At 68.6% G+C, this 25,566-nt stretch carries 19 protein-coding genes and 4 pseudogenes; 12 read left to right on the forward strand and 11 right to left on the reverse strand.

Annotation, left to right across the window (positions count from 1 at the left end):
• Nucleotides 1-102 precede the first annotated feature (102 nt).
• Entirely contained in the window at nt 103-735 is a 633-nt protein-coding gene (locus tag ACWV17_RS31855) for an IS5 family transposase (RefSeq protein WP_455362404.1), read from the forward strand.
• A gap of 4 nt (nt 736-739) precedes the next feature.
• Here the strand turns inward: ACWV17_RS31855 and ACWV17_RS31860 are convergent, their stop codons facing one another.
• From ACWV17_RS31860 to ACWV17_RS31905, 10 genes and pseudogenes are all read right to left on the reverse strand, one after another.
• Entirely contained in the window at nt 740-1,219 is a 480-nt protein-coding gene (locus ACWV17_RS31860; RefSeq protein ID WP_455362405.1) for a hypothetical protein, read from the reverse strand.
• Nucleotides 1,220-1,420: 201 nt separating this feature from the next.
• Complete coding sequence (locus ACWV17_RS31865; RefSeq protein WP_455362406.1) at nt 1,421-9,409, reverse strand: hypothetical protein; 7,989 nt, start codon at nt 9,407-9,409, stop codon at nt 1,421-1,423.
• 36 nt (nt 9,410-9,445) lie between these two features.
• Nucleotides 9,446-9,814 carry a hypothetical protein gene (locus ACWV17_RS31870; protein WP_455362407.1) on the reverse strand — a complete coding sequence of 123 codons (369 nt, stop codon included), beginning with the start codon at nt 9,812-9,814 and terminating at the stop codon, nt 9,446-9,448.
• A 32-nt stretch (nt 9,815-9,846) separates the two neighbouring features.
• On the reverse strand, nt 9,847-10,281 hold the full coding sequence (locus ACWV17_RS31875; RefSeq protein ID WP_455362408.1) for a YbaB/EbfC family nucleoid-associated protein: 435 nt from the start codon (nt 10,279-10,281) through the stop codon (nt 9,847-9,849).
• Between the two features lie 107 nt (nt 10,282-10,388).
• Nucleotides 10,389-10,694, reverse strand: coding sequence for a hypothetical protein (locus tag ACWV17_RS31880; protein WP_455362409.1), 306 nt, complete (start codon nt 10,692-10,694; stop codon nt 10,389-10,391).
• A gap of 56 nt (nt 10,695-10,750) precedes the next feature.
• Nucleotides 10,751-11,818, reverse strand: a complete 1,068-nt coding sequence (gene mraY, locus ACWV17_RS31885) for a phospho-N-acetylmuramoyl-pentapeptide-transferase (RefSeq protein WP_455362410.1) — start codon at nt 11,816-11,818, stop codon at nt 10,751-10,753.
• 369 nt (nt 11,819-12,187) lie between these two features.
• Nucleotides 12,188-13,861, reverse strand: a complete 1,674-nt coding sequence (locus ACWV17_RS31890) for an amylo-alpha-1,6-glucosidase (RefSeq protein ID WP_455362411.1) — start codon at nt 13,859-13,861, stop codon at nt 12,188-12,190.
• A gap of 177 nt (nt 13,862-14,038) precedes the next feature.
• A complete protein-coding gene (locus ACWV17_RS31895; protein ID WP_455357140.1) occupies nt 14,039-15,037 on the reverse strand; it encodes a LacI family DNA-binding transcriptional regulator in 999 nt (332 codons plus the stop codon).
• The gene (locus ACWV17_RS31900) at nt 15,038-16,849 is read right to left on the reverse strand and encodes a glycoside hydrolase family 36 protein (protein WP_455357139.1); all 1,812 of its coding nucleotides are present in this window, start codon (nt 16,847-16,849) and stop codon (nt 15,038-15,040) included.
• Nucleotides 16,850-17,029: 180 nt separating this feature from the next.
• Nucleotides 17,030-17,271: pseudogene (locus ACWV17_RS31905) on the reverse strand (integrase core domain-containing protein); the annotation flags it as partial.
• A gap of 69 nt (nt 17,272-17,340) precedes the next feature.
• Here ACWV17_RS31905 and ACWV17_RS31910 point away from each other — a divergent pair.
• From ACWV17_RS31910 to ACWV17_RS31920, 3 genes and pseudogenes are all read left to right on the forward strand, one after another.
• Nucleotides 17,341-17,664: pseudogene (locus tag ACWV17_RS31910) on the forward strand (helix-turn-helix domain-containing protein); the annotation flags it as partial.
• Nucleotides 17,665-17,668: 4 nt separating this feature from the next.
• A pseudogene (locus ACWV17_RS31915) lies at nt 17,669-18,027 on the forward strand (transposase); the annotation flags it as partial.
• A gap of 602 nt (nt 18,028-18,629) precedes the next feature.
• Nucleotides 18,630-19,280: a LysE family translocator gene (locus tag ACWV17_RS31920; RefSeq protein ID WP_455357138.1), complete on the forward strand. Its 651-nt coding sequence runs from the start codon at nt 18,630-18,632 to the stop codon at nt 19,278-19,280.
• A 53-nt stretch (nt 19,281-19,333) separates the two neighbouring features.
• Here the strand turns inward: ACWV17_RS31920 and ACWV17_RS31925 are convergent.
• Nucleotides 19,334-19,677 (reverse strand): annotated as a pseudogene (locus ACWV17_RS31925) (IS5/IS1182 family transposase); the annotation flags it as partial.
• Nucleotides 19,678-20,143: 466 nt separating this feature from the next.
• Here ACWV17_RS31925 and ACWV17_RS31930 point away from each other — a divergent pair.
• The 8 genes from ACWV17_RS31930 to ACWV17_RS31965 all read left to right on the forward strand — a co-directional run bounded on the left by ACWV17_RS31930 (nt 20,144) and on the right by ACWV17_RS31965 (nt 25,277).
• Nucleotides 20,144-20,581 carry a helix-turn-helix transcriptional regulator gene (locus tag ACWV17_RS31930; protein WP_455357148.1) on the forward strand — a complete coding sequence of 146 codons (438 nt, stop codon included), beginning with the start codon at nt 20,144-20,146 and terminating at the stop codon, nt 20,579-20,581.
• Between the two features lie 71 nt (nt 20,582-20,652).
• On the forward strand, nt 20,653-21,087 hold the full coding sequence (locus tag ACWV17_RS31935; RefSeq protein ID WP_455357137.1) for a VOC family protein: 435 nt from the start codon (nt 20,653-20,655) through the stop codon (nt 21,085-21,087).
• Nucleotides 21,088-21,172: 85 nt separating this feature from the next.
• On the forward strand, nt 21,173-21,541 hold the full coding sequence (locus tag ACWV17_RS31940) for a VOC family protein (RefSeq protein ID WP_455362412.1): 369 nt from the start codon (nt 21,173-21,175) through the stop codon (nt 21,539-21,541).
• A gap of 7 nt (nt 21,542-21,548) precedes the next feature.
• On the forward strand, nt 21,549-21,890 hold the full coding sequence (locus ACWV17_RS31945) for an ArsR/SmtB family transcription factor (protein ID WP_455357135.1): 342 nt from the start codon (nt 21,549-21,551) through the stop codon (nt 21,888-21,890).
• Nucleotides 21,887-22,336 carry an SRPBCC family protein gene (locus tag ACWV17_RS31950; RefSeq protein WP_455357134.1) on the forward strand — a complete coding sequence of 150 codons (450 nt, stop codon included), beginning with the start codon at nt 21,887-21,889 and terminating at the stop codon, nt 22,334-22,336. Before ACWV17_RS31945 ends, ACWV17_RS31950 begins: the two co-directional genes overlap by 4 nt.
• A gap of 94 nt (nt 22,337-22,430) precedes the next feature.
• On the forward strand, nt 22,431-23,429 hold the full coding sequence (locus ACWV17_RS31955) for an ATP-binding cassette domain-containing protein (RefSeq protein ID WP_455362413.1): 999 nt from the start codon (nt 22,431-22,433) through the stop codon (nt 23,427-23,429).
• Entirely contained in the window at nt 23,426-24,232 is an 807-nt protein-coding gene (locus ACWV17_RS31960; protein ID WP_455362414.1) for an ABC transporter permease, read from the forward strand. Before ACWV17_RS31955 ends, ACWV17_RS31960 begins: the two co-directional genes overlap by 4 nt.
• Nucleotides 24,233-24,467: 235 nt before the next feature.
• Nucleotides 24,468-25,277 carry an ArsR/SmtB family transcription factor gene (locus ACWV17_RS31965; protein ID WP_455357131.1) on the forward strand — a complete coding sequence of 270 codons (810 nt, stop codon included), beginning with the start codon at nt 24,468-24,470 and terminating at the stop codon, nt 25,275-25,277.
• Nucleotides 25,278-25,566 lie beyond the last annotated feature (289 nt).

Genomic DNA, 25,566 nt, shown 5'->3' on the forward strand with positions numbered 1-25,566 from the left:
CGAGGCACTCGACGGGTTCCCGAGAAGGTCATCGCCCTTGCGCCCGCGATACTTCAGTAGCTCAAGCAACGGCATTGCGACAACGGCATCAAGTGGCGGGCGATGCCCGCGGACTTTCCCGCCTGGGACCGCGTCTACGCGTTCTTCCGCCGCTGGCGCGACCATCGCCTGATCACCGAGTTCCACGACCGACTGCGCAGCCGGGTTCGCGAGAGCGAGGGCCGGGAGACTGAACCGACGGCCGCGATCGTCGACTCGCAGTCAGTCAAGGCAGCCGCGTCCGTCCCGGCGCCGTCACGGGGCTTCGACGGGGCCAAGCACATCAACGGCCGCAAGCGGCACCTGATCGTGGACTGCCTTGGTCTGCTGCTGATGGTGCTGGTCACCCCGGCCGACGTCACTGACCGGGACGCCGCCTGCGGCATGCTACCCCGCCTGCTGGCCCGCCACCGCAAGATCCGGCTCGTGTGGGCCGATGGCGGCTACGCGGGCCGCCTCGTCGACTGGGCCAGGAACAAACTCCGCCTCACCCTGGAGATCGTCAAGCGCAGCGACGACATGCACGGCTTCGTCGTACTGCCCCGACGCTGGTGCGTCGAGCGCACCCTGGGCTGGCTGATGCGCTCCCGTCGCCTGGCCCGCGACTACGAGACCCGGCCCGCCACCAGCGAAGCCGTGGTGCACTGGTCGATGGCCATGCTCATGGGACGCCGCCTCGCCCGCCGCCGCACCTGATCACTCACCCGGCCGGGCATCGGAGGATGAACAGGCCCGGCCGGTCCTCGGCCAGCCAGCCTCGCGCGACCAGCCGCTTTGCCTTGACCCGCACACCCTCGACCTTCGCCGGCACCAACTCCAGGCCCAACCGAGCAGCCAGGTCCTTCGCCCGCAGCCCCTGCCCGCCGCTGTTGGCCTCCAGCACGGCCAGCAGCCTCCGGTACTCGGGAGCAAGCACCTGAGCCGTGACACCCTCGCGCCACTCGGGGACCACCGAACCGGCCACGGGCTCCTTCACCTCCACCGGAACCGGTGCCGGCCGGACCGGCTCCTGCGGCACAGCACCTGCGGCCAAGGCCTCGGCCAGTTCCACGAGCGCGACGACCCGCCGTTCCAGCACGGCTTCCGCCTCTGCCAGCTCGGCCCGAACCCGGTCCGCCTCGGCCCGCAGTTCCTCCACCCGCACCCGGGCAACCGACTCCCGAGCCTCCAACATCCCCATCACCGACGGCACCTGCATACCTCCCCGACGAAACAACACGACGTGTCGTCCCTGCCGCAGAACCGTCGGCATCATGCCTGAGCAGCGAAAACCCAGCGATCACATTCGGAAAGACAACGGCTTCTCATCCCGAGTCCCAGGTTTGGGCTCGGGTTTGGGTTGGTGGGCGGTCCGGGTGGCGGCGCCTGTTGTGGTGGGGTGTCAGTCGGCCTCGCTGGTGGCGGGAATACCGGCGGTGGATGGCGCGGGGGCGGCGGCGGTGGCCGAGGCCCGCTGGTACTGGTTATGCAGGGCTCGCAGAGCCTTGTCCAGCGATCCGTCTTGCTGCCAGCGCTGTTTCAGGTCACGGTGCAGCCTGCGCGCATGGATCTTCCAGCCGTCTGGGGGCGGGGGATTGGTGGTGGCCTGTCCTGGCTGGTGGCGCATGTCGTGCAGGGTCTTTTCCAGCACCCATCGGGTGACCCGATCACGACGCTTCTCGAGGTGATCGAGTGTCAGGTTGGAGTTGCGCATCCAGCGGTCATCCTCCCGCTCCGTGTCTTCCTCGGTGAAAATCTCCCCGACGGATGTGAGCAGGGGGGAAACCTGTTCCCACTGCCGGTCGGTCAGTGGACTGCCGGGGATGGCCGCATGTGTGGGCCCGGGGGGTATCTGGCGCACGCCCTGGCCGGGGTGGGCGGGGTCGTAGTGGTAGTAGCCGCCTTCTCCGTGGTGGGTGATCACCTCCGCGTTGGTGCGGCCGGTGAGGGGCTGGCGCTGCCAGATGGTCTTGTGTCCGATGGGCGCGAACACTTCGCTGCCCAGGTCGTCCCCGACAGCTTGTAGCAGCCTGGCGAGCTGTTTTGGGGACACGTTGGTGCGGGAGCCGCCCAGTACCAGCGGCGCGGGCGGGAGGGTGGCCCCGGTTGCGGGGTGGGGCTGCAGGTGTGCCATCAGCAGCGTGTCGGCCAGCCCGGCAGCGGTGGGGATCAAGCCGCCGGGAGTAGCCAGATGCAGTCCTGTCTGCGGATAATGGACCAGGTGGGCGTGGAGGTGTCGGCTGGTGGCCGGGTAGGGCGCCTGATGCAGGGTGATCCACCCGTCGGGCTGCGGACGGCGGATGATCTCCATCCCGGGATTGACCCGTTTCGGGCGGCTGCGCGGGTTGACGGCAGCGGCAGCAGTCTGATGGGGGGGCAGGACGAACCCGCGGGGGACGCTGGTGGTGTCTGCGTCTTGGACCGCCAGCGGGGAGTTGCGGTACTGGTGGAGAAAGTCCTGCATCCTGCGGACGCGCGGATCCGGCCCGGCGGGCACGTTCAGCTCTTCCGCCCCGGCAGGCCCGGGCAGGCCGGCGTGCTGCCCGGAGGCAGACCCCGCCTCCGTATCAGTGCCTGTACGGGCTCGGGCCGCCTTGCGGGCCGCCGCCACCAGCTTGTAGACCGTGCGGCTGGGGGTGTTGGTGGAGGCGGCGATGTTCTTGTGGTGTGTTTGGCCGCTGGTGGCCAGGAGTGCTACGGCTGTGCGCCAGCCGTTGACCGCCGGCCGGGAGAATGTGCGGGGCCGGGAGTGGTGGTAGGCGATCCACCACCACAGGTCTTCGGGCAGGCCCTGCACCGTCACTCCCGCCCGGGCCTGGTGCTCCCGGGCCTGCCGGGAAGCCTCCGTCAACGCGGGAACCTCCAGCCCCAAAGCCTTCAGCCTGCCCTCCTCCGCCCTGCGCTGACGCGCCAGCTCCGCACCCAGATACCTGAACACTTGCTCATCACGCTGAGGCAAGTCGGCCGTCAGCCCCTCAAACCCCGCCCCGCGAACCCACTCCACCCACCGGCAGACTCCCACCGGGCTGACGCCGGCCAGGGTGGCGGCGGCTTTCTGGCTGAGTGTGGTGCCGGCCAGCCATACCGCGGCCGCCCGCAGGCCGGCCCGGGCCGGCCCCGAGACCGCTTCGGGCCGGTTGCGGTGGTAGGCCAGCATCCACACCAGTGCCTGCGGCCACGAACCCGGCCGCGATGCCCCCCCCTTCAGCCTGGCTCCGGCCAGCTCGGCGGTAACGGTCTGGAGGTGCTGGTCGGTCACCGGATCGAAGCCGGGTCCCCCCAGCCGGTCCAGCTCGCTAGCCCGGGCCTTCACCAGCTCGGCTTCAAGCTCCCCAAGCCGCTCCTCACCGAGCGGCGCCACCAAGGACCAGCCCTGGGCCAGGTCCCTGACCAGCCGCTCATACCCCTCCTTCCTATAGAGTTTCACCCACCCGGACACCGACTTGGGATCGACGCCGCCGGTCAGGGTGGCGGCCCGAGATAGGGTGAGTCCGGTGCCGGCGAGTATGACGGCCAGGGTCCGCTGGGCGGTCTGCTCGGGGACGGGGTCGGGGCGGTGGGTGTAGTAGGCCAGCCACCACACCAACACCTCTGCGGGCAGCAAAGCTCCCGCCGCCGTCAGGCGGTCAACGACCTGGGCACGGTGGGCATCGGTGACCGGATCCGCCCCCAGCCGGGTCTGCTGGATCTCACGGACCCGCTCCAGCATGCCGGCCAGCTCGTCCCCATCCGGCTCACCCGACATCCCCTGCGCCCGGGCGAAGGGCAGCACCCGGGCATAATCCCCCTCCCGGTACGCGACCAGCCACTTATACACCGTTCGGGCGGGGGGGTTGCCGGTCAGGGCGAGGATGTCTTTGTGTTTGATGCCCGGGATGAGTTTCTTCAGCCAGTTCGTCACTACTCTTTGGGCTTTGGTGTCCCAGGCGGGGGCGGGGCGGTGGGCACAGTAGGCCGTCCACCACACCAGCGCCTGCGTCTGCTCCGACGGCGCGATCCCAGACGCGGTCAAACGAACGCGGGCCCGCTCGCGGCGGGCTTCGGTGACCGGATCACCAACATCCCACCCGCCCAGCCTGGCCACCCTGGCCTCCTCCAGCCTCTCCTCCAACTCCTCCCGCTGCCCCTCACCCAGCCGCTCCCTGTGGCGCGGGCCGCGGACCAGATCGCTGACCAGCGGGTCCACGCCCCCCTCCCCATAACGGCCCACCCACACGGACACCGACATTTGACTGAGGCTGCCGGTCAGGGCGGCGACTGCCCCTTGTCCGAGGTCGGTGCGTGTGGCCAGCCATACGGCCTGCAGTCGCGCTGCGGCCTGGTCGAGGGCGGGGTCGGGGCGGTGGGCGTAGTAGGCCAGCCACCACACCAGCACCTCCGCCACTTCCTCCCACTCCGTCTCCTGCGGCAGCGCAGCGCCCGCCGCTTCCAGCTCCTGCAGAACCTGCTCGCGGTGAGCGTCGGTGACCGGGTCCACCTCCCCGGTGACCGCGGCAGCCGCATTCGCCTCGTCGGCAGTAGCGTGTGCCAGCGCTGTCTTCTGGAGGGTGCGCTGGTGTTTCAGGACCTCGGCCAGTTCCGCCGGGGTCGGCTCACCCGACACCCCCTCAGGCCGGCCGAAGGGCAGCACCCTGGCATAGTCCCCCCTCTCATAGGCGGCCACCCGCTGTGACACATACCCGTGGGCGAGGCCGCCGGCCAGTGTGCCGGCGGTTTCCTGCGTGATGCGGGGGGCGAGGGCGCGCAGCAGTGCCACGACTGTGAGCTGGGCGTCATGGGCGGGGGCGGGGTCGGGGCGGTGAGCGGCGTAGGCCGACCACCACACCACATCCTCCGGCACCTCCACCCCGCGAACAGGCTCCGGCGCCAGCCTCCCCTTCCCCTTCCCCTTCCCCTTCCCGGTCTCGTTCTTCCGTGCCCCTTGCTTCTTGTTGGCGGCATCGTTGATGTGCTGCTGCAGTGTCTCCCGCTGGTCTTGGAGGCGTTGGGGGGTGACCGGGGAGGGATGCCCGCTTACTTCCAGCTCTGCCTCCCGCTGCGCACGCAGCCGGCCTGACATCGCCACAAGATCCGCACCCGGCTCCTGACCGCGGCCGCCCGACGACTGCGCGCTCTGCCCCACCACCGCCCCCGGCTCTATCAGCCCACCGTCCACGACAGTCGCCACACCGTCCTCACCCGCCGGCACGGCAGGATCCGCACCCACAGACACCTCCCCGCCGAACCAGACGTCTGCACCAGCGCCCATCAGGATCGCGGGATCGATGAACCCATCCACAGCCCCTGGCCCGGAGCCGTCCGGAGCAGACCCAGACCCCAGACCACCCGGCCAGCCCTCCCCCAACCACCAGGAACCCTCATCAGCCCCTAGCCCGGAGTCGGCCGGAGCAGACCCCAGACCATCCGGCCCGTGCTCCTCCCACAACGAGGGACCGTCACCCGAGAACCAGCCCTCCATATCCACGTTGCCCAGACCACCCTGATCCCACTGGTCCCACTGGTCCCACTGGCCACCCAGACCACCCTGGTCACCCAGACCATCCTGGTCACCCAGACCATCCTGGTCGCTGTGGTCGCTGTGGTCGCTGTGGTCATCCGCGCTGTTCCCGAGATCCGGGCCGGGCCACTCCGACACGTCCAGGAACGAGTCCAGGTCGAACGAGTCCAGGTCGATCGAGTTCGGGTCGATCGAGTTCGGGTCGAACCAGTTCGGGTCGGTCGGGTCCGGGTCGGGTCTGTGGGTGGTGGCTCCGGCCGAGGTGAATCCGTCGGGGTGGGGCTGGTGTGGTTCTGTGGTGTGTTGTCGGGCGCGTTTTGGTTGTCGTTGGCTTTCGGGGTCCTGTTCCAGGGTGGTGTCTATGTCTTCGTCTTCGCGAGGCCGGCTCCGGCCCGACTGCAGTCCTCCCACCGCATATTCTGGGCCGGTTTCCTCGCTCTGGTAGAACCGGTAGGGATCGCCATCGGCATTCCTCTTGATGGCTTCTTCGAGTGCGTCGGCGGCGTGGTGGGGGGCCGCGTTCGGAGGCGTACCGCCGGGCAGTCGTGGGCGTAGTCCCAGGTGATGGCGGACCTGCCGGGCCAGTTTGCGGCCGGAGTCGGCGTCCGTGCCGTGGACGGCGAGGTGTTCGGCGACCTGCCGCACGGCGTCGCGGAAGTCTCCGCGCGCATGGCGGGAGTCGGCGAGTACGGGGTGCAGTTCCAGCGGCAGCACCAGCGACACCGCCCGCTGCCAGGCCTCGAAGGGGTTCGTACCGGCCGGGACTGCCCAAGCCCGGGACGTCGCGAGCTCGAAGTCCTTGTAAGCGGCTTGCCAGGTACGGCGGGAGGCGCGGGCCGCGATACCGTCGAGGGCGTCCGTCCAGGGCCCGGGCCTGTTCATCAGCAGCCGGACGTGCTGCACAGGGTCGGTCAGCCCACTGTCGGCGAAGCGCACAGATCCGTTCAGGGCGGCCTGGACCGCGGGGCCGGCGGCCAGGGTGATGCCGGCAGCATTCAGATCGTCCGTGGTGATCAGATCGTCGGGCATTGGGCGCGGCGGGTCGCCGGGCAGATCGCCGGCGGTGACCAGGGCGGCGGTGAACCGGCGTTCGGCATCCGTGCGGGCAACCCGGACAACGATCGAAGCCGCCGCGTCGTCGAGGCCCGCATCCGCGCCGAGGTCATGGAGCCGGTTCAGGGCTGTGTCGAGCCGCTGCTGCGTCTGCGTCAAGTCCTGCCACGCTTCGTTCAGCCTCGCGACGTCCTCCGCACCGCCCCGGCCGCTCCCGACCCGCTCCTCGAACCTCCCCACGGCCCGCACGGCCCGGCCGAAGGCGATCACAGCATCCTCATACTCACCCCGCGCCTCGTCGCCGGCCAGACCGCCTGCGGGGCCCTCACCGGCGGCCGGGGCGCCAAAAGACGTGCCCAGCAGCCCCATCACGCCCTGCCCAGACACAGCGGGCCTCGGCACGCCGTGCCCGGGCAGGGAGGGTCCAGACAGGGGCCCGGCGGGCACGCTCGGGCCGGTGGCCGCGTGCGCACCGATGCCGATGCCGATGCCGGTGCCGGTGCCGGTGGCCGCGTTGACGGCGCTGAGCGCGTTGTCGGGGGTGGTGTCGCCGGTCGGGGTGGTGGCGGTGACCGTGGCTGGTGGGCCGCTGAACTCGGCGCGGGTCGCCTGCGGCTGCGGGGCGTCGGAGGAGGTGCGCAGCCCTGCCGGCGGGGTAGGCAGGTCGTCGGGCCCCATCGTGTCCGGGCCGGCGTCGGGGGCGGTGACGGTGTCGTCCGTGACGTTGTCGTCCGACGTCGGGGCGGGTGGGCGCTCCCTGTTGTCGGACAGTTCCTCGCGACCGTCCGGGTCCGCCTGCTGATCCTGGGGGTCGGTCGCGTCGTTTACGTCTGTCAGGCCGCCCTGGGACGAGGGCTGTGACTGGTTGCCCGTACCGGACGTGCCCTGCGGCACGCCCGGCTGTGCGCCCGGCTGTGCGCCCTGCGCCGCGGGTGGCCCCGCCGAGGCATTCGGGCCGCCCGCCGTGGCTACAGGTGCCGGCGGGACGACGGCTTCGGACTGGGAACCAGACACCGGCGGGACACCGTCCGACCGCCAGAGCACGCCAAGGTCCGCGTTCGGCTGACCGCCGGCGTTCCGGCCGGCCGGACCGGCTCCGGGCAGCTCCTGTCCGGTGCCGTCCCACCGGTGATCCCCTACCCCGTCCCCGCCCCCCGGCACGCCGTCCGGGCTACCCACCGCGTCCGTGCCGCCCGTAAGGCCCGTACCGCTCACGCCCGCAGCCGCCGAGGAACCCTTCGACGAGGTCGGCTGCTGCGACAGATCACTCGTGGATTCCGACACGTGCGAAGACGCGGGGGCTATGAGATCGGACACCGCATCGGGTGCGGCGCCCTGATCCGGGCCGGCCGTCGTGAGGCCGACATCCGGACTGTACGAAGTCCCCGGCCCGCGCCCGGACACCGGCCCGGACGCCGGCGGGGTGGTGTCGGGCTGGACCGAGGACGGGAGCGCGGAAGACGACAGGGCCGGCGAAGCAAGAGGCGACCCCGCGGGAGGAGGCAGATGCGGGATCTGCGAACCGCTCGTGCCGGTGACACTGTTCGTCCCGGTGAGGTCCAAGGGAGCGGGCAGCGCGTTGGAGACGACGGTGGGCAGCGTGTCCGGCGGGGAGTGGGGCACGTACGGCGGAGGAGGTGTGTATGGGGGCGGCGGTGGGGCGTTGATACCGGTGCCGGTGCCGGTCCGGTCCGCCAGACCGGCCCGGTCGGGGAAGGAGGGGGAGGGGCCGGGCGTGAACGGGTTGCTCTTGAGCGTCGACAGGCCCGTGACGGTGGGCCCGCCCGACGGGCCGACAGCCGGCTTGTCCGCCCCCGAGGAACCCGAACCGCCGCCGCCCAGCACGTGGTCAGGGCCGGGCAGTCCGTTGAGCTCAGTGAACTGGCGGGTGTTGTTGAAGTAGTTGTCATAGACCGAGAAAGCCCCGGCGCCGACAGCCAGCCCCGCACCCACCTCGAACACGGCGCTGGTGCCGGAACCGACGAAGGTCTCCCACTTGAACTCCCACTGGCCGTAAAAAGCCCCGCTGATGATCACCTCGGCAGTGCTCTCGGCGGCGCCCCCGACCACGAACACGGTGACCACAGCCGGCGGACCGTTCACCAGCCCCTGGAACAGCAGGCTGTCCCGCCTGATGTCGAACTTGCGGAAGACATCCCCCAGGAGATCCTTGAAAAAGTTCTCCAGTGGTTTCAGGATCGTGTCGAAGAACCCCATGAACGCGCCGGTGAGCGCCCCGAACGCACCGGCAATCGCGACCGCCTTCCCGTCGACGCCGCCGGGCCTGCGGCCACCGGTATTCAGACCGATCTGCGCCAGCTGGACCGCCAGCGTCTGAACGGCCTCCTGAACCGCCTGCCCAAGACTCGGCGCAAGGTGCGACATCTGCAGCAGCCGGTCGATGATGATCAGGACCGCCAGCTTGCTCCGGGCTCTGGCCAGGAACATCTGCGACACCGAAGCACCGCCGGTGAACGCCATCAGCACCGCCAGCAGCGCCAGTTCGGCGAGCAGCGTGACGATCTCGGCGATGATCTCCCACTTCGATCCCTGGATCTTCTGCGAGTAGTCAACCTGGCCGTTGGCCAGTTCATCCAGCTGGAACAGCAGCTGCTGAACAGGGTCGCTGCCGCCCGGCTCGTCGGTAAGCATCCGCACACTCTCGATGTACGGACCGGCGACCTCCGGCGGCAACGCCCGCTCCACCATCCCAATCGTCTCCCGCGCACCGGCGCGCAGATCGATCAGACCCTTCTGCAGAGCAAGGTAAAGCTCACGACTTTCCCACGCCAGATTCTCCCTGGCCTGCAAGGGCATCTCGCCCAACAGGATCCAGAGCATCGTCCGGACCTCAGGCGGAAAGTCGATCTCCTCCACTCAGGACCGGCCGCCCTCGGTCGAGTCCACTCCGCCACCATCGAGCTTCGACAGCTGCGAATTGACCTCGTCGTTCGCGTACTCCGACACGCCTTCAATATGCTGCCCGTTGGCCCACACTGCTCGCTGGAGCTCCAAGAACACGGTGCCTAGGGTCCTGATCAGCGCCAGGCACGCCTCGTTGTTAGCCAGAAACTTCGGCAGCACCTGATTGGCAAAGTCGTCGTCGTATCCCGCCCAACCCCGGTAGTTCTGGACGTCGGAGATGAAGTCGTCGGCGATCTTGTCCGCCCACTCGGGCAGTGCCTTCATCAACTCGCCGGCGAGGCGCATACGGTCAGGGTCTGCGGTGAACTTGCCCGAAACCATCAATACCTCCCCTCATTGCCCACTGCGGAAAGTCAGTCCTCGTGAATCTCGTCGTGCAGGCGGGCCGCCGAGCGCCTCCCCACGGCCTCCGGACCGTCGAGTGCCGAGCCGAAAGCCCGTTCCCAGTCGATGTCCATGCCCCTGAGGCCCGTGGGACCGCCGCTCGCCTGCGTCAACGGCTCGAAGGCGTCCATGACCCGACGGGCCATCTGCGCACGGCCTTCCTGCACTGCTTCCAGTACGGACGCGGCCAGTTGAGGGCCCGTCATGTTCCGGTACTTGTTGTCCGGGAACTTCAGCGTCATCAGCTCACCCTGCGGGCCGACGGTGACCTCCACCGCCCGGTCCCTTGACCGGATCGTCTCCGAGCCCTGGCTGAGTTCACTCTCGGCACGTGCGACGGCCTCCTGCACAGCCGATAGTTCGGCCATGGCCCGGGACAGCTTCTGCTCCATCGACTCGCTCAACGGTCACCTCTCCACCAGCTCGTACAAGATGTTGCCACACATGTGCATGACGCGAACTCGCATGCGTGCGACCGCTTCTGAGACATCCGAAGGCCGCCCCGTACCGGTCATCGTCCGATCACCGCCGGCGCACCGCCCTCTTCCGTGCCCCACACATCCTCGTCCTCCGGCACCCACGAGTCCCGGGCTCGCTCACCGCTCTGGGTCTGGGTCTGCTGATCGGGTGCGCCACCGCCGCCGGCTATCGGCGGGAGGAACGGCGTGCCACCCGCGGTCGGGCCACCGGCGGCCACCCGTACCTCGTCATCCGCGAACCGGCCGTTCCTGACCGGAGCGCCCGCGCCGGTCCTGGAGCGACGGTTGTTGACCACCGAACCGTCGATGACGTTACGGACGCTTCTTACTGACGCCACTGGCCAAGTGGCGGTGACGCCGCGCACGGCTTGCACCCTGCCGAGAAAGTCCCGTCTCAGCCCGCCGCCCATCCTGCATAGAACAGGCCGAGACCGACGATGACGCACATGCCCTGGATGGTCCAGAAACGGACCACGACCAGAACTTCGGACCAGCCTTTGAGTTCGAAGTGATGCTGCAGCGGCGCCATCTTGAAGACGCGCTTGCCGGTCATCTTGAACGAGCCGACCTGGATGACCACGGACAGGGTGATCAGGACGAACAGGCCGCCCAGCAGGGCGAGCAGCAGTTGGGTACGAGAGCAGATGGCCAGGCCGGCCAGGGCGCCGCCGAGGGCGAGCGAGCCGGTGTCACCCATGAAAATCTTGGCGGGTGAGGTGTTCCACCACAGGAACCCGAAGCAGGCGCCCATGAGCGCGGAGGCGATGACGGCGAGGTCGAGCGGGTCGCGGACCTCCATACAGGAGGCGGGGTCAGTCATCGTCATAGCGTTGGCGCACGATTTCTGGAACTGCCACAGGCCGATGAAGGTGTATCCGCCGAAGACCATGGCCGAGGCGCCGGTCGCCAGCCCGTCCAGACCGTCCGCCAGGTTCACCCCGTTCGACATGGCCAGGATCATGAACAGCGCCCACACGACGAACAGCACCGGCCCGATGGTCCAGCCGAAATCGGTGACGAATGACAGCCTCAGGGAGGCCGGGGTCTGGCCGCGGTCGTCCGCGAACTGGACGGCCAGCACAGCGAACAGGATGCCGACGATCAGCTGGCCGGACAGCTTCGCCCCGGCCCGCAGACCCAGCGAACGCCGCTTGACGATCTTGATGTAGTCGTCCATGAATCCTACGACGCCCATGCCCGCCATCAAGAACAGCACCAGCAGGCCCGGGTAGGTCACGCCCTCGCCAGTGATCACCTTGGTCAGTGCGTACGTTATGAGAGTGGCCAGGATGAAGGCGATGCCGCCCATCGTCGGCGTTCCACGCTTGCCGTGATGGCCCCGTGGTCCGTCGTCCCGGATGAACTGCCCATACCCCTTGCGAGCCAGCAGCTTGATCAGCAGCGGGGTGCCGATCAGGGTGATGAAGAGGCCGATGGCCCCGGCGAACAGGATCTGATTCATCGGACTGCTGTCTCCCTCTCGGCTACGTTCCCGCACGGGGCTGCCTCACCGGTATCGCTGGCTACCCCAGCTCACACCCTATGCAGACGCGCCATCGCCGTAAGCTGACGGGTAGTTGACGCAGACGATCACGCTGATGGCCCTGAAGTCGAAGTTCTGATTCTCATCGACATTTCCGGGTGGCTTCGTTCACTTTTAGCAGCTGAGCTGAACCGGATTCCGTAGCGGCCCTGAAGCCGGGCATGATCGCCTCGGGCAAGAACAAGGGCGAGCACCCCTCAGTCGCCACCGTCTACCGCCTCCTCGCCGAAGCCGAAGCGTCCCATGACACCGACGTGTGAGCAGGGCGCCTTCGCCCCGAATGGCGGGTTACTTGTCACCTGGTTCGCCGCTCGTTAACGGCACCCAAGTAGGCCCCTGCAACCGGTGGGCAAGCAGCAGGAAGGTGCTGGCGGTCCACGAGAACGCGGGGTCGCGAAGGGCCCTGCCGGACAGCGCGTCGAAGTTCTCGGCTGGGCCGCTGCGGCGCACCATGTCGCAGAAACGGCGGGCGACGGTGTCAGCGAGTTCTGTCGCCTCGAGGTCCCGCAGCGCCTCGGTGAGCAGGAACGTGGTGGGGGCCCAGATGGGGCCGCGCCAGTAGCCGTCGGGCTCGTAGGCCGGGCTGGAGGGCGGTTCCGTGGCCAGCCCGTGAGCCGTCATGAAGGGGCCGTCTTCCCTAAGCCTGTCCATCAGACGTCCGCGGACGGCCCGGGGCAGGCGCTGGCCGGCCACCAGCGGCATGACGCCGATCAGGCTGGTGTGCCGGATCGCCTCGCCGGTGCGAGGGTCGCGGGCGCTCAGGTCCGGGCCGTCGGTGAAGTAGGGCACCATCCTTGCGGCGAGCCGGTCGGCACGGCCCGCCCACTCCCGTGCCTCGGCGGGACGGCCCAGAGCGCGGGCCGCCTCGGCAAGCGTGTCGAGTTGGACGATGAGATAGGCGCTCAGGTCGGGGCTGTCCAGGGGGACCCCGGCGGCGAACGCCGTCGAGTTGTCCCAGCCCGATTCGTTGCCGTGGTTGTACTGCGGGATGCCGTCGTCGTTGTCATCGCGGTTGGAGAACCACCAGTCGGTCCAGGCTGCCAGGCGCGGGTAGACCTCCGTGAGGCGGGCGCGGGTCACCACGTCGCTGTTGCGGATGAGCCAGCGCAACGTCCAGCCGTGTACGGGTGGTTTGCAAAAGGCCCATCCGGCGGCCGTGTCTGTGAGGTTGTCAGGCAGTAGGCCGCTGGGATGGATGTGATCGAATACGGTCATGTACTGGTCCCAGGCGAGATCAGGCTGCGCGGAGGCCAGCGCCATGGCGTTGAAGCAGTGGTCCCACGACCACACGCCGTGCATCCAGTTCTTGGACATGTACATCGTGGGCCTGTGGTGCAGCCCAGAGGGGTCGACCAGAGTGGACCAGCAGGTGTAGGCGCACAACTCGCGCGCCGTGGCGTATTCCTGGGGGGCTGTGGGTACGGCGTCAAGCCACTCACGGAATTCGGTACGGACAGCCTCGATTGCCTGATCGAACGGCGGATGCGCTCGCGGCATCGGACGGCTGGCCTGGTATTCCTCGACGGCGAGTTCGGCGTTCCCCGAGCCGGGGGTGGACCGCGCCGTTAGCCGCATGTGCCGTACGGCCTCGGCTCCGTCCCAGGGTGCGTCGACCTCGAGGGTTCCCGCCAGGGCGGTCACACGGTATTTCCAGCCGTCGGCCAGGGAGACCTCCACGCTGCTCTCGTCGAGCGGGATGACCACTTCGGCGCCAGCGATCCGGGGACGGGTCAGGGTCACGGCGGCGCCGCGGGCCCGCAGGCGCACCGTCGCCGGGTCGGGCAGGCACACCTCAAGATCCGTCGAGCCGCGGGTCACGCGCAGCCTTTCTGGGTCGGCCTGGATGCTGACTGCGCCGCACGACTCGGTGGCCAGGCGGAATAGGTCCTGCCCGGGGCGGGTGCCACGCAGACTGCGCAGGACGATACCGGCACCGCCGGGCTGCCCGGCGGTGCGGGCCAAGACGGCCAGATAGGAGCCGCGTCGGCTGAAAGGAATGCTGTGGATATCGAACATGAAAACCCTCGGGGGAAGCAGTCTGGGTGTACGTCGGAGGGCGGTCGCACGTGGGCGGACGCGGCCTCGTCGTGGGCCTCTGGGCCTGCACCGCGGAACGGTCCCGGTTAGCACCGGCGGCGCTCACTGTGGTGTGGCGATGGACGTGATGGTCGTGGGAACCAGCTCTCCCGGCCGGGCGCCGGCGGTTCCCTCAATCTCGTCCAGGCAACGCGCGATGAGCCGCTCTGCGATAGCCGCCGTGGGCATGCGGACCGAGGCGGCCGGCGGTTCGGAAAGGTGTTCCATCAGGCCGCCGTCAAACCCGGCGACGGCGACATCCGCGCCCTGACGGGGCCCGGCTGCCTTCAACGCGTTGACAGCGGCGGCGGCGAGCACATCGCTGTCCGTCATGATCGCGGTGGGTCGGGGTGTGTGTCGCAGCATGGCCTGAACGGTGTCGTACACAGAAGGGGACGCTCGGCGGGCGATCAGGTCCTTGTGGGCGGAGAGTCTGTTGCGCTCCAGCCCGCGGAGGTACCCGGTGAACCGGTCACGGGTCCAGTACCGGTCGTCGTCCCGGGCGAGGTAGGCGATGCTGCGGTGTCCGCTCGCGGCCAGGTGGTCGACCATGGCAGCGGCCGCTGCGATGTTGTCGATATCCACCCAGCTCTGCGGCAGGTCGTCAGCGGTGCGGCCGAGTGCGGCGAACGGTATACGTCGCTCGGCGAGGTACCGGGCGCGGCGGTCGAAGCGGTCACAGTCGGACAGGAGGAAGGCGTCGGCAGTGCGGGCGGCAATCAGGTCTCGGAAGCCGTCCAGCGCATCCCTGTCCGTGGTGAAGACGGTGATGTGGTAGCCCTGGGCCTGCGCCGAGGTGATCAACGCACCGAGGAAGTCGACCACCAACGGGTTGCGCGCTTGCAACTGCCCAGGCAGGACGTGGTAGGCAAGCTGCCGGGTACGGTTCGAACGCAGACTGCGCGCAGCGCTGCTGGGCTGGTACCCCAGCGCTTCGACGGATGCCAGAACGCGTTGCCGAACGGCCTCGCCGAAGTGTCCGCGTTGGTTGAGGACGTTGGAGACCGTCTGGGGGGACACTCCGGCATGACGGGCGACGTCCTTGACGGTGGTGCGTCCCACTTAGGTGCTCCTGAGGTGTGCGGTGCCGCCTGCGGGAACGGGCAGAGGGTGGATGCCCGGACTGAGGTCGATCCTCAAGGAGCTGACCAGACGTCCGCGGTAGTCCCGGACGTCGGCGGTGTAAGCCCCGAGCGGAGAGGGAGCGTCGAGCAGAACCCGGTCCCGGACGCTGCCGTTGAGGACGGCGATCTGGGTGGGGCGTGGTTGTTCCCTGGTCTGAACCGGGAGGGCAGTGTCAGCATAGGAGGCTAGCACTGCCCGGTCGCCCAGGTACGCGCTCACCGACGGGTGGTTCAGCTCCGGCCGGTCGGCCGTCATGCGGCCGGTGAGTAGTACGTCCCGCCACTGCGCCACCACGGCGAGCCAGTGGGTGAGGACTTGGCGGTGTTCGGGGTCGAGAGTGTCCAGCCGCATGGAGACTTGAGGGACGGCGAAGGCGGCGTTCAGCAGTTGGCGTGCGACGTCCTCTCCGGTGGAGTCGGGATGCCAGGCTATGGGGTCGGAGTGAGCGGTGCCGGGTCCGGCTAGCAGCCGGGCACGCAGGGTCCGTACCCGGTTCTCTATCGCGTCGTAGGGGCAGTCGAAGGCGCGGAGCAGATTGCCGTAGCGCCACAGGCGCGGGCTGACATACTCCTGCCGGAACTCGACCATCGCGTCCGGACGATGCCGGTGAACCTGGGCCGTGATCTCCGAGAGCAGCCGGTCCACGCCCTCCTCGACCAGGCTGCAGTCCGCAGTGGGAGAGGGCGGCGGGGCCGGGAGCTGGGCGAGCGCATCGATAAAGTCGATCTTCAGGCCGTCGACGTTCCACTCCTCGACCGCGCGGGTACACGCCCGGACCAGGTGGGCACGCACGACAGGCTCGCGCGGATCAAGGACAGCTGCCTGCCACTCGGCGTTGAAGCCCAGGGTGTACCCGGACAGCGCCTGCCAGGCACCGCTGCGGCGGCCCAGCAGCGGCGGAGCGATCCACAGCAGGCAGCGCAGTCCCAGATCATGGAGCCGTGCGACGTGGCCCGCCATGTCCGGAAAGGAATCCGGATCGGGCTCCCAGTCCCCACAGAACGCATAGGTGCGGGAGGTGTCAGAGGTCTGCCATCCGTCATCGATGATGAGCGTACCGAAGCCCGTCTCACGAGCGCGGGCGGCCTCCTCCTCCACCGTCTTGGCGTCGATCGTCTGCTGAAAGCAGTACCACGTGGAGTACACCGCGGCCTGGGCGTGCTCAAGCCGCGGGGACAACAGGCAGGAGTTCTCGGCGGCATACCAGTCGGTCAGAGCGGTGACCGTGGCGGCAAGCGGCTGCCGCCGGGTGTCGAGCAGCACTTCAAAAACGTATTCCGGTGGCGCCTCCGCCGGCAGTGACACGCGCAGACTGACGGTGAAGTCCGCGGCCAGGGAGAGGTCGTCCACACCCGCACCGATCTCCACCGGCCACAGCGTCTCGGAGGCCGCGAAGGCCATGCGCGCGGTGCCGTCATGGGCCAGCAGCACCCCCAGAGGCGCGTAGCGGGCAGCGCTGGACGTGAACCGGTAATCCCCGACCGCCATCGGCAGCCACGGATCACCTTCCAGGCGCGGGGACCAGAACACCGCGGCGTCCGTGCAGGGCACCCGCCAGTTCACCTCGACCACCCCACCGGCCGTCGAAGCCTCGACCACCACCCGGATTCGGTAGACCCCCTCACCAGCGGGTGTGGCATCAGCCTGCAGCGAGGCGGTTCCCATCGCGCGGACTCCGACATCGCCCCAGCTCAGGGCAATCACCTGAGACAGCTCCCCCAAGCCGGGGCCGTCGCTGATCAAGGGCATGGATCCTCCTGGATGTCACGGTCTAGCGCCGGTTCCCAAAACTGAGCCGACTGCACCAGACAGACCGAGTAGAACGTTAAACTCAACGGTATCAGCCCGGCCCACCTGTTTCGATGCCTCCACACGATGCACTTCGAACCCACGGGCTACCCGGCGCTGTGGGGCCGGTCGGGTCAGAGCAGGAGATCGTTGTCCGAGCCTGGAATGCTGGCGCCGGATGTTGTAGCGGTGCAGCCAGCGGAAGGCATTGAGCCGTGCCTCGCGCTCGCTCGGCCAGCCCTTTCGGTCTTTCAGGGTCTCCCTTTTGAAGGTCGCGTTGAACGATTCGGCGGCGGCGTTGTCCGCGCTGCTGCCGACGGCGCTCATGCTCTGCAGGACGCCGGCCCTGCGGCAGCGTCCGCGAACGCCTGACTCGTGTATTGACCGGGTTCAACCAGTCGTAGCAACACCCCTGATCAGAGAGGTGTGTTGTGGGGCGACCAGCGGGTTGGATGGCGGAGTTGACGGGTCGGTCACCGATGAAGTCGCCGGGGCGGCCCTCGACCCGGCGCGAGATCGAGCGGCTGTTCTGGGGCGAGATTGCCAAGGGCCTGACCAGTGAGGATGCGGCGGTCGCTGTCGGAGCCGCGCTAGCGGTGGGAACGCGGTGGTTCCGACACGCTGGCGGGATGCCGCAGATCAACCTGACCGTCTCGGGCCGTCATCTCTCGTTCGCCGAACGGGAGGAGATCGCTCTGCTGCGCGTGCAGGGCGCTGGGGTACGAGAGATCGCCGGACGGCTGGGCCGGTCACCATCGACGATCTCCCGGGAACTGCGACCGGACGGGCTGCCAGTGGCGCTACCTGGCCCATGACCTGCCGATCTGGTCGGCGGTGTTCTACTACTTCGGTCTGTGGCGCCAGGACGGCCTGGACCAGCGGATCCAGGAACTTTTGCGCTGCCAGGTACGGGAGAGAGCCCGCCGGTTAGAGGACCCGTCCCTCGTGATCATCGACACCCAGTCCGTGCGCGCGGCCGCCGGTGTCCCCAGGACCACGACGGGACTGGATGCCAACAAGAAGGCGTCCGGGCGCAAGCGCGGGGACTGGCCGTGGATGCGATGGGGCTGATTATCGGGGTGGTCGTGCTGGCCGCATCCGCGCACGACAACGCCGCCGGCACCGCCCTGCTCGACCAGATGATCCAGGAACCGGCAGGCGGCCGTGACCAACTCACCGTCGCCGTCGACCAACCGCACTCGCCGAACGACACCGCCATCGCGTCCTTGACCACCCGCACACCGGCCTTCCCCAGACCTGCACTCGAATGACCTAACGAACCCTGCACCTCGATCGCCACGGCGCCGGTTCAGGCGTCACTCGAAGGTGTCCAGGTAAGGAGATCCACGGCCGGTACTCCTTCCAGCTCCCCAACCTGCCCGGCGGCCTGCGCCCGCTGCGCGACCCAGACGCCGCCGACGAGGAATGAGCAAGGCAGGCCGGTCGGCTGCAGCGGGTGGCGGGTCCTGGAAAAGCGCTGCCCCGACCGGCAGTTGCCTCAGCAGCGGTGGGCGGCTTCCTCGTGCTCGCCGATGGCCCAGTGATGGCGACCAGGATCCCCGGCGTTCCGTATTTCGACACGCCCAGCCTGCGCGAGTCAGTCCAGATCATTGCAATTGGCCCTGTCCAGACGCGATGACATCTGCTGACATGGCCAGGTTGCCACCGACGGGCACGGCACCCAGCAACCGCTCCCTTTTGTGCGGTCGAACCGGGTTCACACGCACGCTGAGGGATCCCCATGTCCGAACTGATCGGCTTCGTCGCCGCGTCCCTGGTCATCATCGTCGTGCCCGGCCCCGATCTGACCCTGCTGCTGGCCAACACGGCCCGAGCGGGGCGGCGTGCAGGCATCGCGACCGCGGCGGGGATCATGCTGGGGCACGCCATACTGGCCGCGGCTGCGGTGGCCGGCCTGACGGCCCTGCTGACCGCCTCGGAGCTCGGCTACGCAGCCGTGCGCATAGCTGGCGCTCTTTACCTCATCTACCTCGGCGTCCACGCCCTGGCCGACTTCGTCCGCCTGCGCCGAAGCGGCGCCGGGGACACTCCGGCACATCGCCACGCCCAACCCACCCAACCTGCCGCAGGAAGCGTCGTGCGCGTCTCCCTGCGGCAGGGCCTGATCAGCAACCTGCTGAACCCCAAAGTGGCGGCTTTCTACCTCTCCCTCTTCCCCCAGTTCACCCTGCCGGGCCTGACGACCACGGCCGCACACAGCGTGCTCGCCGGGACCTTCTGGCTCCTGTCGTTCCTCTGGTTCGTGCTGGTGCTCTGGCTCCTGGCCCGCGTCGAGGTCCTGCTGCGCCGCCCCCGCGTCCGGCAGGGCCTCGCCGGAGTGTCGGGCGTGAGCCTGGTCGGCCTGGGGACCACGCTGGCTCTGCGTGGCTGACACCCCCCGGCAGATACGACGACGGTTCTTGAGTCAGGGCGTCCGCCACTAGGTCATCGGATGCGGGGGGTGCGGGGTCGCGTGTCCCATCGGTAGTGGGTCCAGGCTCGGCGGATGAGGTGGCGGACGGTGACGAATATGCAGGCCAGTGCGATGTAGAACTCGATCGTGGTCTCGCGTCGTTCGGTGCAGCGGCGTAGTTTCCCGAAGTTGTTCATCCAGGAATTCGTCCGCTCGACCACCCAGCGTCCGCCAGCCTGGATCGGGCCTTCTCTCCACGGTGAGTGATCCGGGCGTCGATGCCACGTTCGGCCAGGTCATCGCGGACGGGCCGGTAATCGTAGCCGGCGTCCAGGCCCAGCCGCAGGTGTTTGGGCAAGGGACCCGGAGCGTCCTCAGATGGTGCACAGGTCACGTGAGGCGTTGTTCGAGAGAATCCGTCGGGCCCGTCGTGAGCAGGGGCTGTCCGGGCGGGAGCTGTCCGCGCGTTTCAAGGTGTCGCGGAACACGATGAAGGGCGATCGAGTCGCCGGTGCCGCCGAAGCGGAAGTCTCCGCGGCCGCGGCCAAGCGTGCTGGAGCCGCAACATCGGCGACTCCCTCGTGGCACGGAGAGTCAAGCTCGCCCTCCTGTGGCTCCGCCCGTTCCGCCCCCTGCCCCGTCACCCGATCAGTGGCCAAGTTGAAGACGCTCACCCATTCGAGGAAGGCGACCTGCCCCGGCGCCTGTAGCGCGTCACCCAGAGCCGCGCTGAGGCCATTGTCAGTGGGGCGTGCCAGCATCGAAGAGTGCACACCCCGTCCGCGACCCCGGTCACGGCGTATCTCGCCCACCTGAGGCAGCTGCGCCTGGCCAAGGACTCCATGGACCGGGACTGGGCGGATCCGGCGCTGGATCTGGACGCAGTGGCGGCCCATGCCGGGTACTCGCGCTTTCATTTCGTACGTGCCTTCAAAGCGGTGTACGGCCAGACGCCGGGCCAGTACCTGTCGCAACGCCGAATCGAGCGCGCCGAGGAGCTGCTGCGTACGGCCGATCTGTCAGTGACGGAGATCTGCATGCTGGTCGGCTTCAGCAGCCTCGGCACCTTCTCGGCCCGCTTCAAGAAGCAGGCGGGGCTGACGCCGAGCGAGTACCGGGCGAAGAACGTCGGCCGCGGCGCCGCGCTGGTACCCGGCTGCTACGCGCTGCTGTGGGCGGGCGGATTCCCCGGCAAGGAGCGGTACCGCAAGGGGAAGGACGGCCGCGGCCAAGCCCGGGACGGCGAGGAGAGGGACCGCAATTCTGAAGAAGCCGGGTAAATTCCGCGCTCCCTACGCTGACAGGGCAGGCAGAAACGCCTGCACGACCCCACCCCTACCTGGAGCACAACATGATCAAGGGACTCGGCATCACCACCGTCTGGACGCTCGACCAGGAGCGGACCAAGAACTTCTTCACCGAGAAGCTCGGCTTCGAAGTCCGTACGGACATGGCGATGGGTGATATGCGCTGGGTCACCGTCGGCGCCAAGGACCAGCCTGATGTGGAGCTGGCCCTGATGCGCCCCGACGGCCCCGGCCTCGATCCGGAGTCGGCCAAGGCTCTGACCGAGCTGGTCAGCAAGGGTGTGATCGGCGCAGGCGCGTTCCGCACCGACGACTGCCGCGGGGACTACAGGAACTTCAAGGCGAAGGGCGTCCAGTTCCTACAGGAGCCCCAGGAGAGGCCGTACGGCATCGAGGCGATCTTCCGCGACGACAACGGCAACTGGTACTCGCTGACGGAGCGCAATGAAGTGCTCGACCTCGACAAGCCCTGGAGCTGACTGACAGGGCGCATGCCGACAGGATTCTTGCGGCGCGAGCATGATCGAAGTGACAGGTAGGAAATTTCCTATCTATAGTCGGGGCATGAACATCACTCACATCAAGATCGTTACGCTGCCCGTCGCTGACCAGGACCGGGCCAAGGACTTCTACGTCGGCGCGCTGGGCTTCGAGGTCGTCATGGACCAGGACATGGGTCCGATGCGCTGGCTGCAGGTGGCCCCGAAGGGGGCGCAGACCAGCTTCACCCTGGCCACCGCCGAGATGGGTTTCACCCCCGGAAACGCGCAGGGAATCATGCTGGAGACCTCGGACGTGGATGCCGACTGCGCCGCGCTTACGCGGGCCGGTGTCACGGTCGAGGGCCCCACGGACTACCCCTGGGCCCGGCAGGCGACCCTTGTCGACCCGGATGGCAACGGCCTGGTCCTGTCCACCACCAAGTGGCAGTGACGGACTCATGATGTCTGTTCGGGCGCCGGAGGATCGGATCTTCGCCGCACTGGCGAGCCCGGTGCGGCGTGAGGTGCTGCGGATGCTGCGCGAACAGGGCCCGCAGCCGGTCGCGCAGCTCGCCAGCGCCTTCGATATGGCCCGCCCGAGCTTCTCCGAGCACCTGCGGGTGCTGCGGGAGGCCGGGCTGGTCAGCGAGCGCAAAGTGGGGCGGCAGCGGCTGTACCGGCTGGAGGCGGTCGGCCTGTACGAGGTCCAGGAGTGGCTCCACCCGTACGAGCGGTTCTGGCGCGAGAAGCTCTCCGGCCTGCGGGACCTGCTCGACTCGATGGATGACGATGAGTCATGACCGAAGATGATCTGGCAGAGGTCCGCGTCGATCAGTTCCTGTCCCACCCGCCGACGAAGGTATGGCGCGCGCTGACCGAGCCCGAGCTGATCGCACAGTGGCTGATGCCCGGCGACTTCCGGCTCGAAGTCGGCCACCGCTACACCATGCAGGTCGTCGCCGTACCCGCAACCGGATTCTCCGGCACCGTCCAGGCCGAGGTGCTGGCCTTCGAGCCCGAGAAGATGCTCCGCATCGGCTGGCAGGACGCTGCGGCCGACGGCCTGAACGTGGACTGGACCCTCACCTGGACTCTGCAGCCGGAAGGAAAGGGCACCCGCCTGTTCCTCCTGCACGAGGGTTTCGACCCCGACAACCCCTTGCAGCAACGCGCCCGCACCATCATGGGCGGCGGCTGGAAGTCCCACGTCAGTCGGCGCCTGGAAGCCGTACTCGACCTGATCTGAATCCCCGCGCAAGGAAAACCGCACGGGCCCCGTCCCCGAACACAGCGGACGGGGCTCGGCTTCGCCCTGCCCACATCCCTTTGGAAGTAGACGCATGACCCTCGCTATCGAGGCCCGCGGCCTCACCAAACGCTTCGGCGCCACCACGGCGCTCAACGGCCTCGACCTGGTGGCCCCGGCCGGCCAGGTGATGGCCGTTCTCGGACCCAACGGAGCCGGGAAGACCACCTTCGTCCGCTCCGTCGCCACCCTGATACGGGCCGACGCGGGAAGCCTGCACGTAGGCGGCATCGACACCGCCCGGCACCCGGAGAAGGTGCGCCAGCGCATCGGCCTGGCCGGGCAGTACGCCGCCGTCGAGCAGGCCATGACCGGCCGCGAGAACCTGCGCATGGTCGCCCGCCTCTTCGGCCACGACCGCCGCACCGCACGCAAAGCGGCGGACGCCGTACTCGAACAGCTCGGCCTCACCGACGCAGCCGACCGCCTGGTACGCACCTACTCCGGCGGCATGCGCCGCCGCCTGGACCTCGGCGCCAGCCTCGTCGGCGCACCCCAACTGCTGCTCCTGGACGAACCCACCACCGGCCTCGACCCGCGCAGCCGCATCGAACTGTGGGACGCCATCCGCGCCCTCGTGGCCCAGGGCACCGACGTACTGCTGACGACCCAGTACCTCGACGAAGCCGACCAGCTCGCCGAGCAGATCGTCATCATCGACCACGGCAAGGCCATCGCCACGGGCACACCCGGCGAACTCAAGACCCGCGCCGGCCGGGACGTCATCGAGGTCCACGTCCGCAGCCACCAGGACGTACCCCTCGCCGCCCGCGCCCTGGAGCGGATCAGCGCGAGCGCCCCGCACACCGACCCGGCAGCCCAGCTGATATCCCTGCCGGTCGAGCATGGTCCGGAGCAGCTCATGCAAGCGGTTCAGTCGCTGCGGGACCACCAGGTCGCCGTCGAGGACATCGCCCTGCGCCGCCCCACCCTGGACGAGGTCTTCCTCGCCCTCACCGGCCACCCGACCGACACCACCGGCTCCGGCGAGGCTGCCGCAGCACCGACGACCACCTCTGGAAGCACCCGATGACCGCTCCCGCGATCCACCGTCCCCTCAACGGCGCCCGGCTCCTGCCGTCCACTGCAGTGATCGCCCAGCGTGCCCTGCTGAAGTACCTGCGCACGCCACAGCTGCTGATCATCGGCCTGATGCAGGGCCTGACCTTCCTGCTGATCTTCCGCTACGTCTTCGGCGGCGCGATCGGCACCGGCACACTGGCCTACGTCGACTTCATGGTGCCCGGCATCATCACCGTCAGTTCCCTGTTCCTGGGCATGGGCACCGCCGTCGCCATCGCCGAGGACCTGCAAGAAGGCTTCTTCGACCGACTCCGCTCCCTGCCCATGCCCGCCGCAGCCACCACACTCGCGCGGGCGCTCGCCGACTCACTCGTCCTCATCGGCCACCTCGCCGTCCTGACCGCCATCTCCTTCGCCCTGGGCTTCCGCATCCACACCGACTGGCTCCAGGCACTGGCAGGCTTCGGCATCTGCGCACTGTTCGGCTTCGCCTTCGTATGGCTGTTCATCACCCTCGGCCTGCTCACCAAGAACGCCCAGGCCGCCCAGGGCATCGGCTTCCTCGTCATGCCCCTCAGCTTCGCCTCCAGCGCCTACGTCCCGGTGGAGACCATGCCCGGCTGGCTGCAGGCATTCGCCGAACACCAGCCCGTCACCGTGGTCATCAACGCCGTACGAACCCTCACCCAAGGCGCCGAAGCAGAAGCACTGCTCGGCCACAGCACCGGATACTTCACCGCCCGCGCCCTGCTGTGGGCCGGGGCCCTCATCGCCGTCTTCGCACCACCGGCGATCGCCCGAAGCCGACGATGAGGACCCCGGTCTCCTGGGGGTCCCCGTAGTACTCGCCGAAACGCCGCCGCGTCCGCGCGGGGTGACGCCTGTTTTCCGGTGAGGATGCGGTGGAGGATCCCGCACGGACGCCCGGTACTGCTTGTCGGCGCGGGCGCGGATGGAGAGGGCCGAGCGGCTGCCCCTTTTGACATGCAGCCTAACGGCTGCCTATCGTAATAGGCAGTTAAACGGCTGCATATTTGAGAGGCCGGAGATGGACGAGGTCTTCAAGGCACTGGCCGACGCCGGTCGCCGTCGGCTGTTGGACAGCCTGAACGCACGCAACGGGCAGACACTGCGGGAGCTGTGCGCCGAGCTGGAGATGACACGCCAGTCGGTCAGCAAGCACTTGTCCCTGCTTGAGGCGGCCAACTTGATCACCACCACCCGGCGGGGCCGGGAAAAGCTGCATTACCTCAACGCCGAGCCGATCAACGCCATCGCGGATCGATGGATCAGTGGCTACGACCGCGCGCGGGTGCATGCGCTCGCCGACCTGAAGAACGCACTGGAGAATCCCCCCATGGACAGCAACGCCTTCGTCTATACCACCTACGTCAAGACCACCGCGGAGCAGCTCTGGCGGGGCTTGACCGACCCGGCCTTCACCAGCCGCTACTGGGGCCTGGAGTTCGGCACTGACTGGCAGGCCGGCTCGCACATGACCTGGACCGAACGCGGGAACAAGATCGCCCACCCCGAGCAGGTCGTCCTGGAATCCGACCCGTACCGCCGGCTGTCTTACACCTGGCACACCTTCACTCCCGAATGGGCGCAGACCGTCGGGGTGGACGAGGAGACCCGGACCAAGCTCGCGAGCGAGCCGAGGACGAAGGTGGCCTTCGACATCGAGCCGCTGGGTGACATGGTGAAGCTGACCGTCGTCCACGACGGCTTCGAGCCCGGCAGCACGCTCCGGGAGATGATCAAGGAGGGCTGGCCCGCCCTCGTGGCCAGCCTGAAGACGCTGCTGGAGACCGGTGAGGCGCTCCCCGGGCCCAAGCCCGCCGGCCAGGACGGCTGAGCCCGGCGCTGGCTGATGAGCAGGTGCGTCACGCCCGCGACCTGCTCGCCCGCCCCGGAGAACGCCGCGAATGGTCCGCATCGGCTGGCAGGAGGCCGCACCGTCCGGCGACGGGAATGCCGAGGTGGACTGGGCGATCGCCTGGACACTGGAGTTGGGCACCCTCGTGTTCTCGCCCATGAAGGCTTCGAGCCCGACAACCCCGTCCAGCGGTGCGCGCGGACCCTCGTGGGCCGCGGTTGGCGATCCCACGTCATGCGTGGCCCGGAAGCCGTACTCGACGACATGA

This window comes from Streptomyces mabaensis (assembly GCF_053763515.1).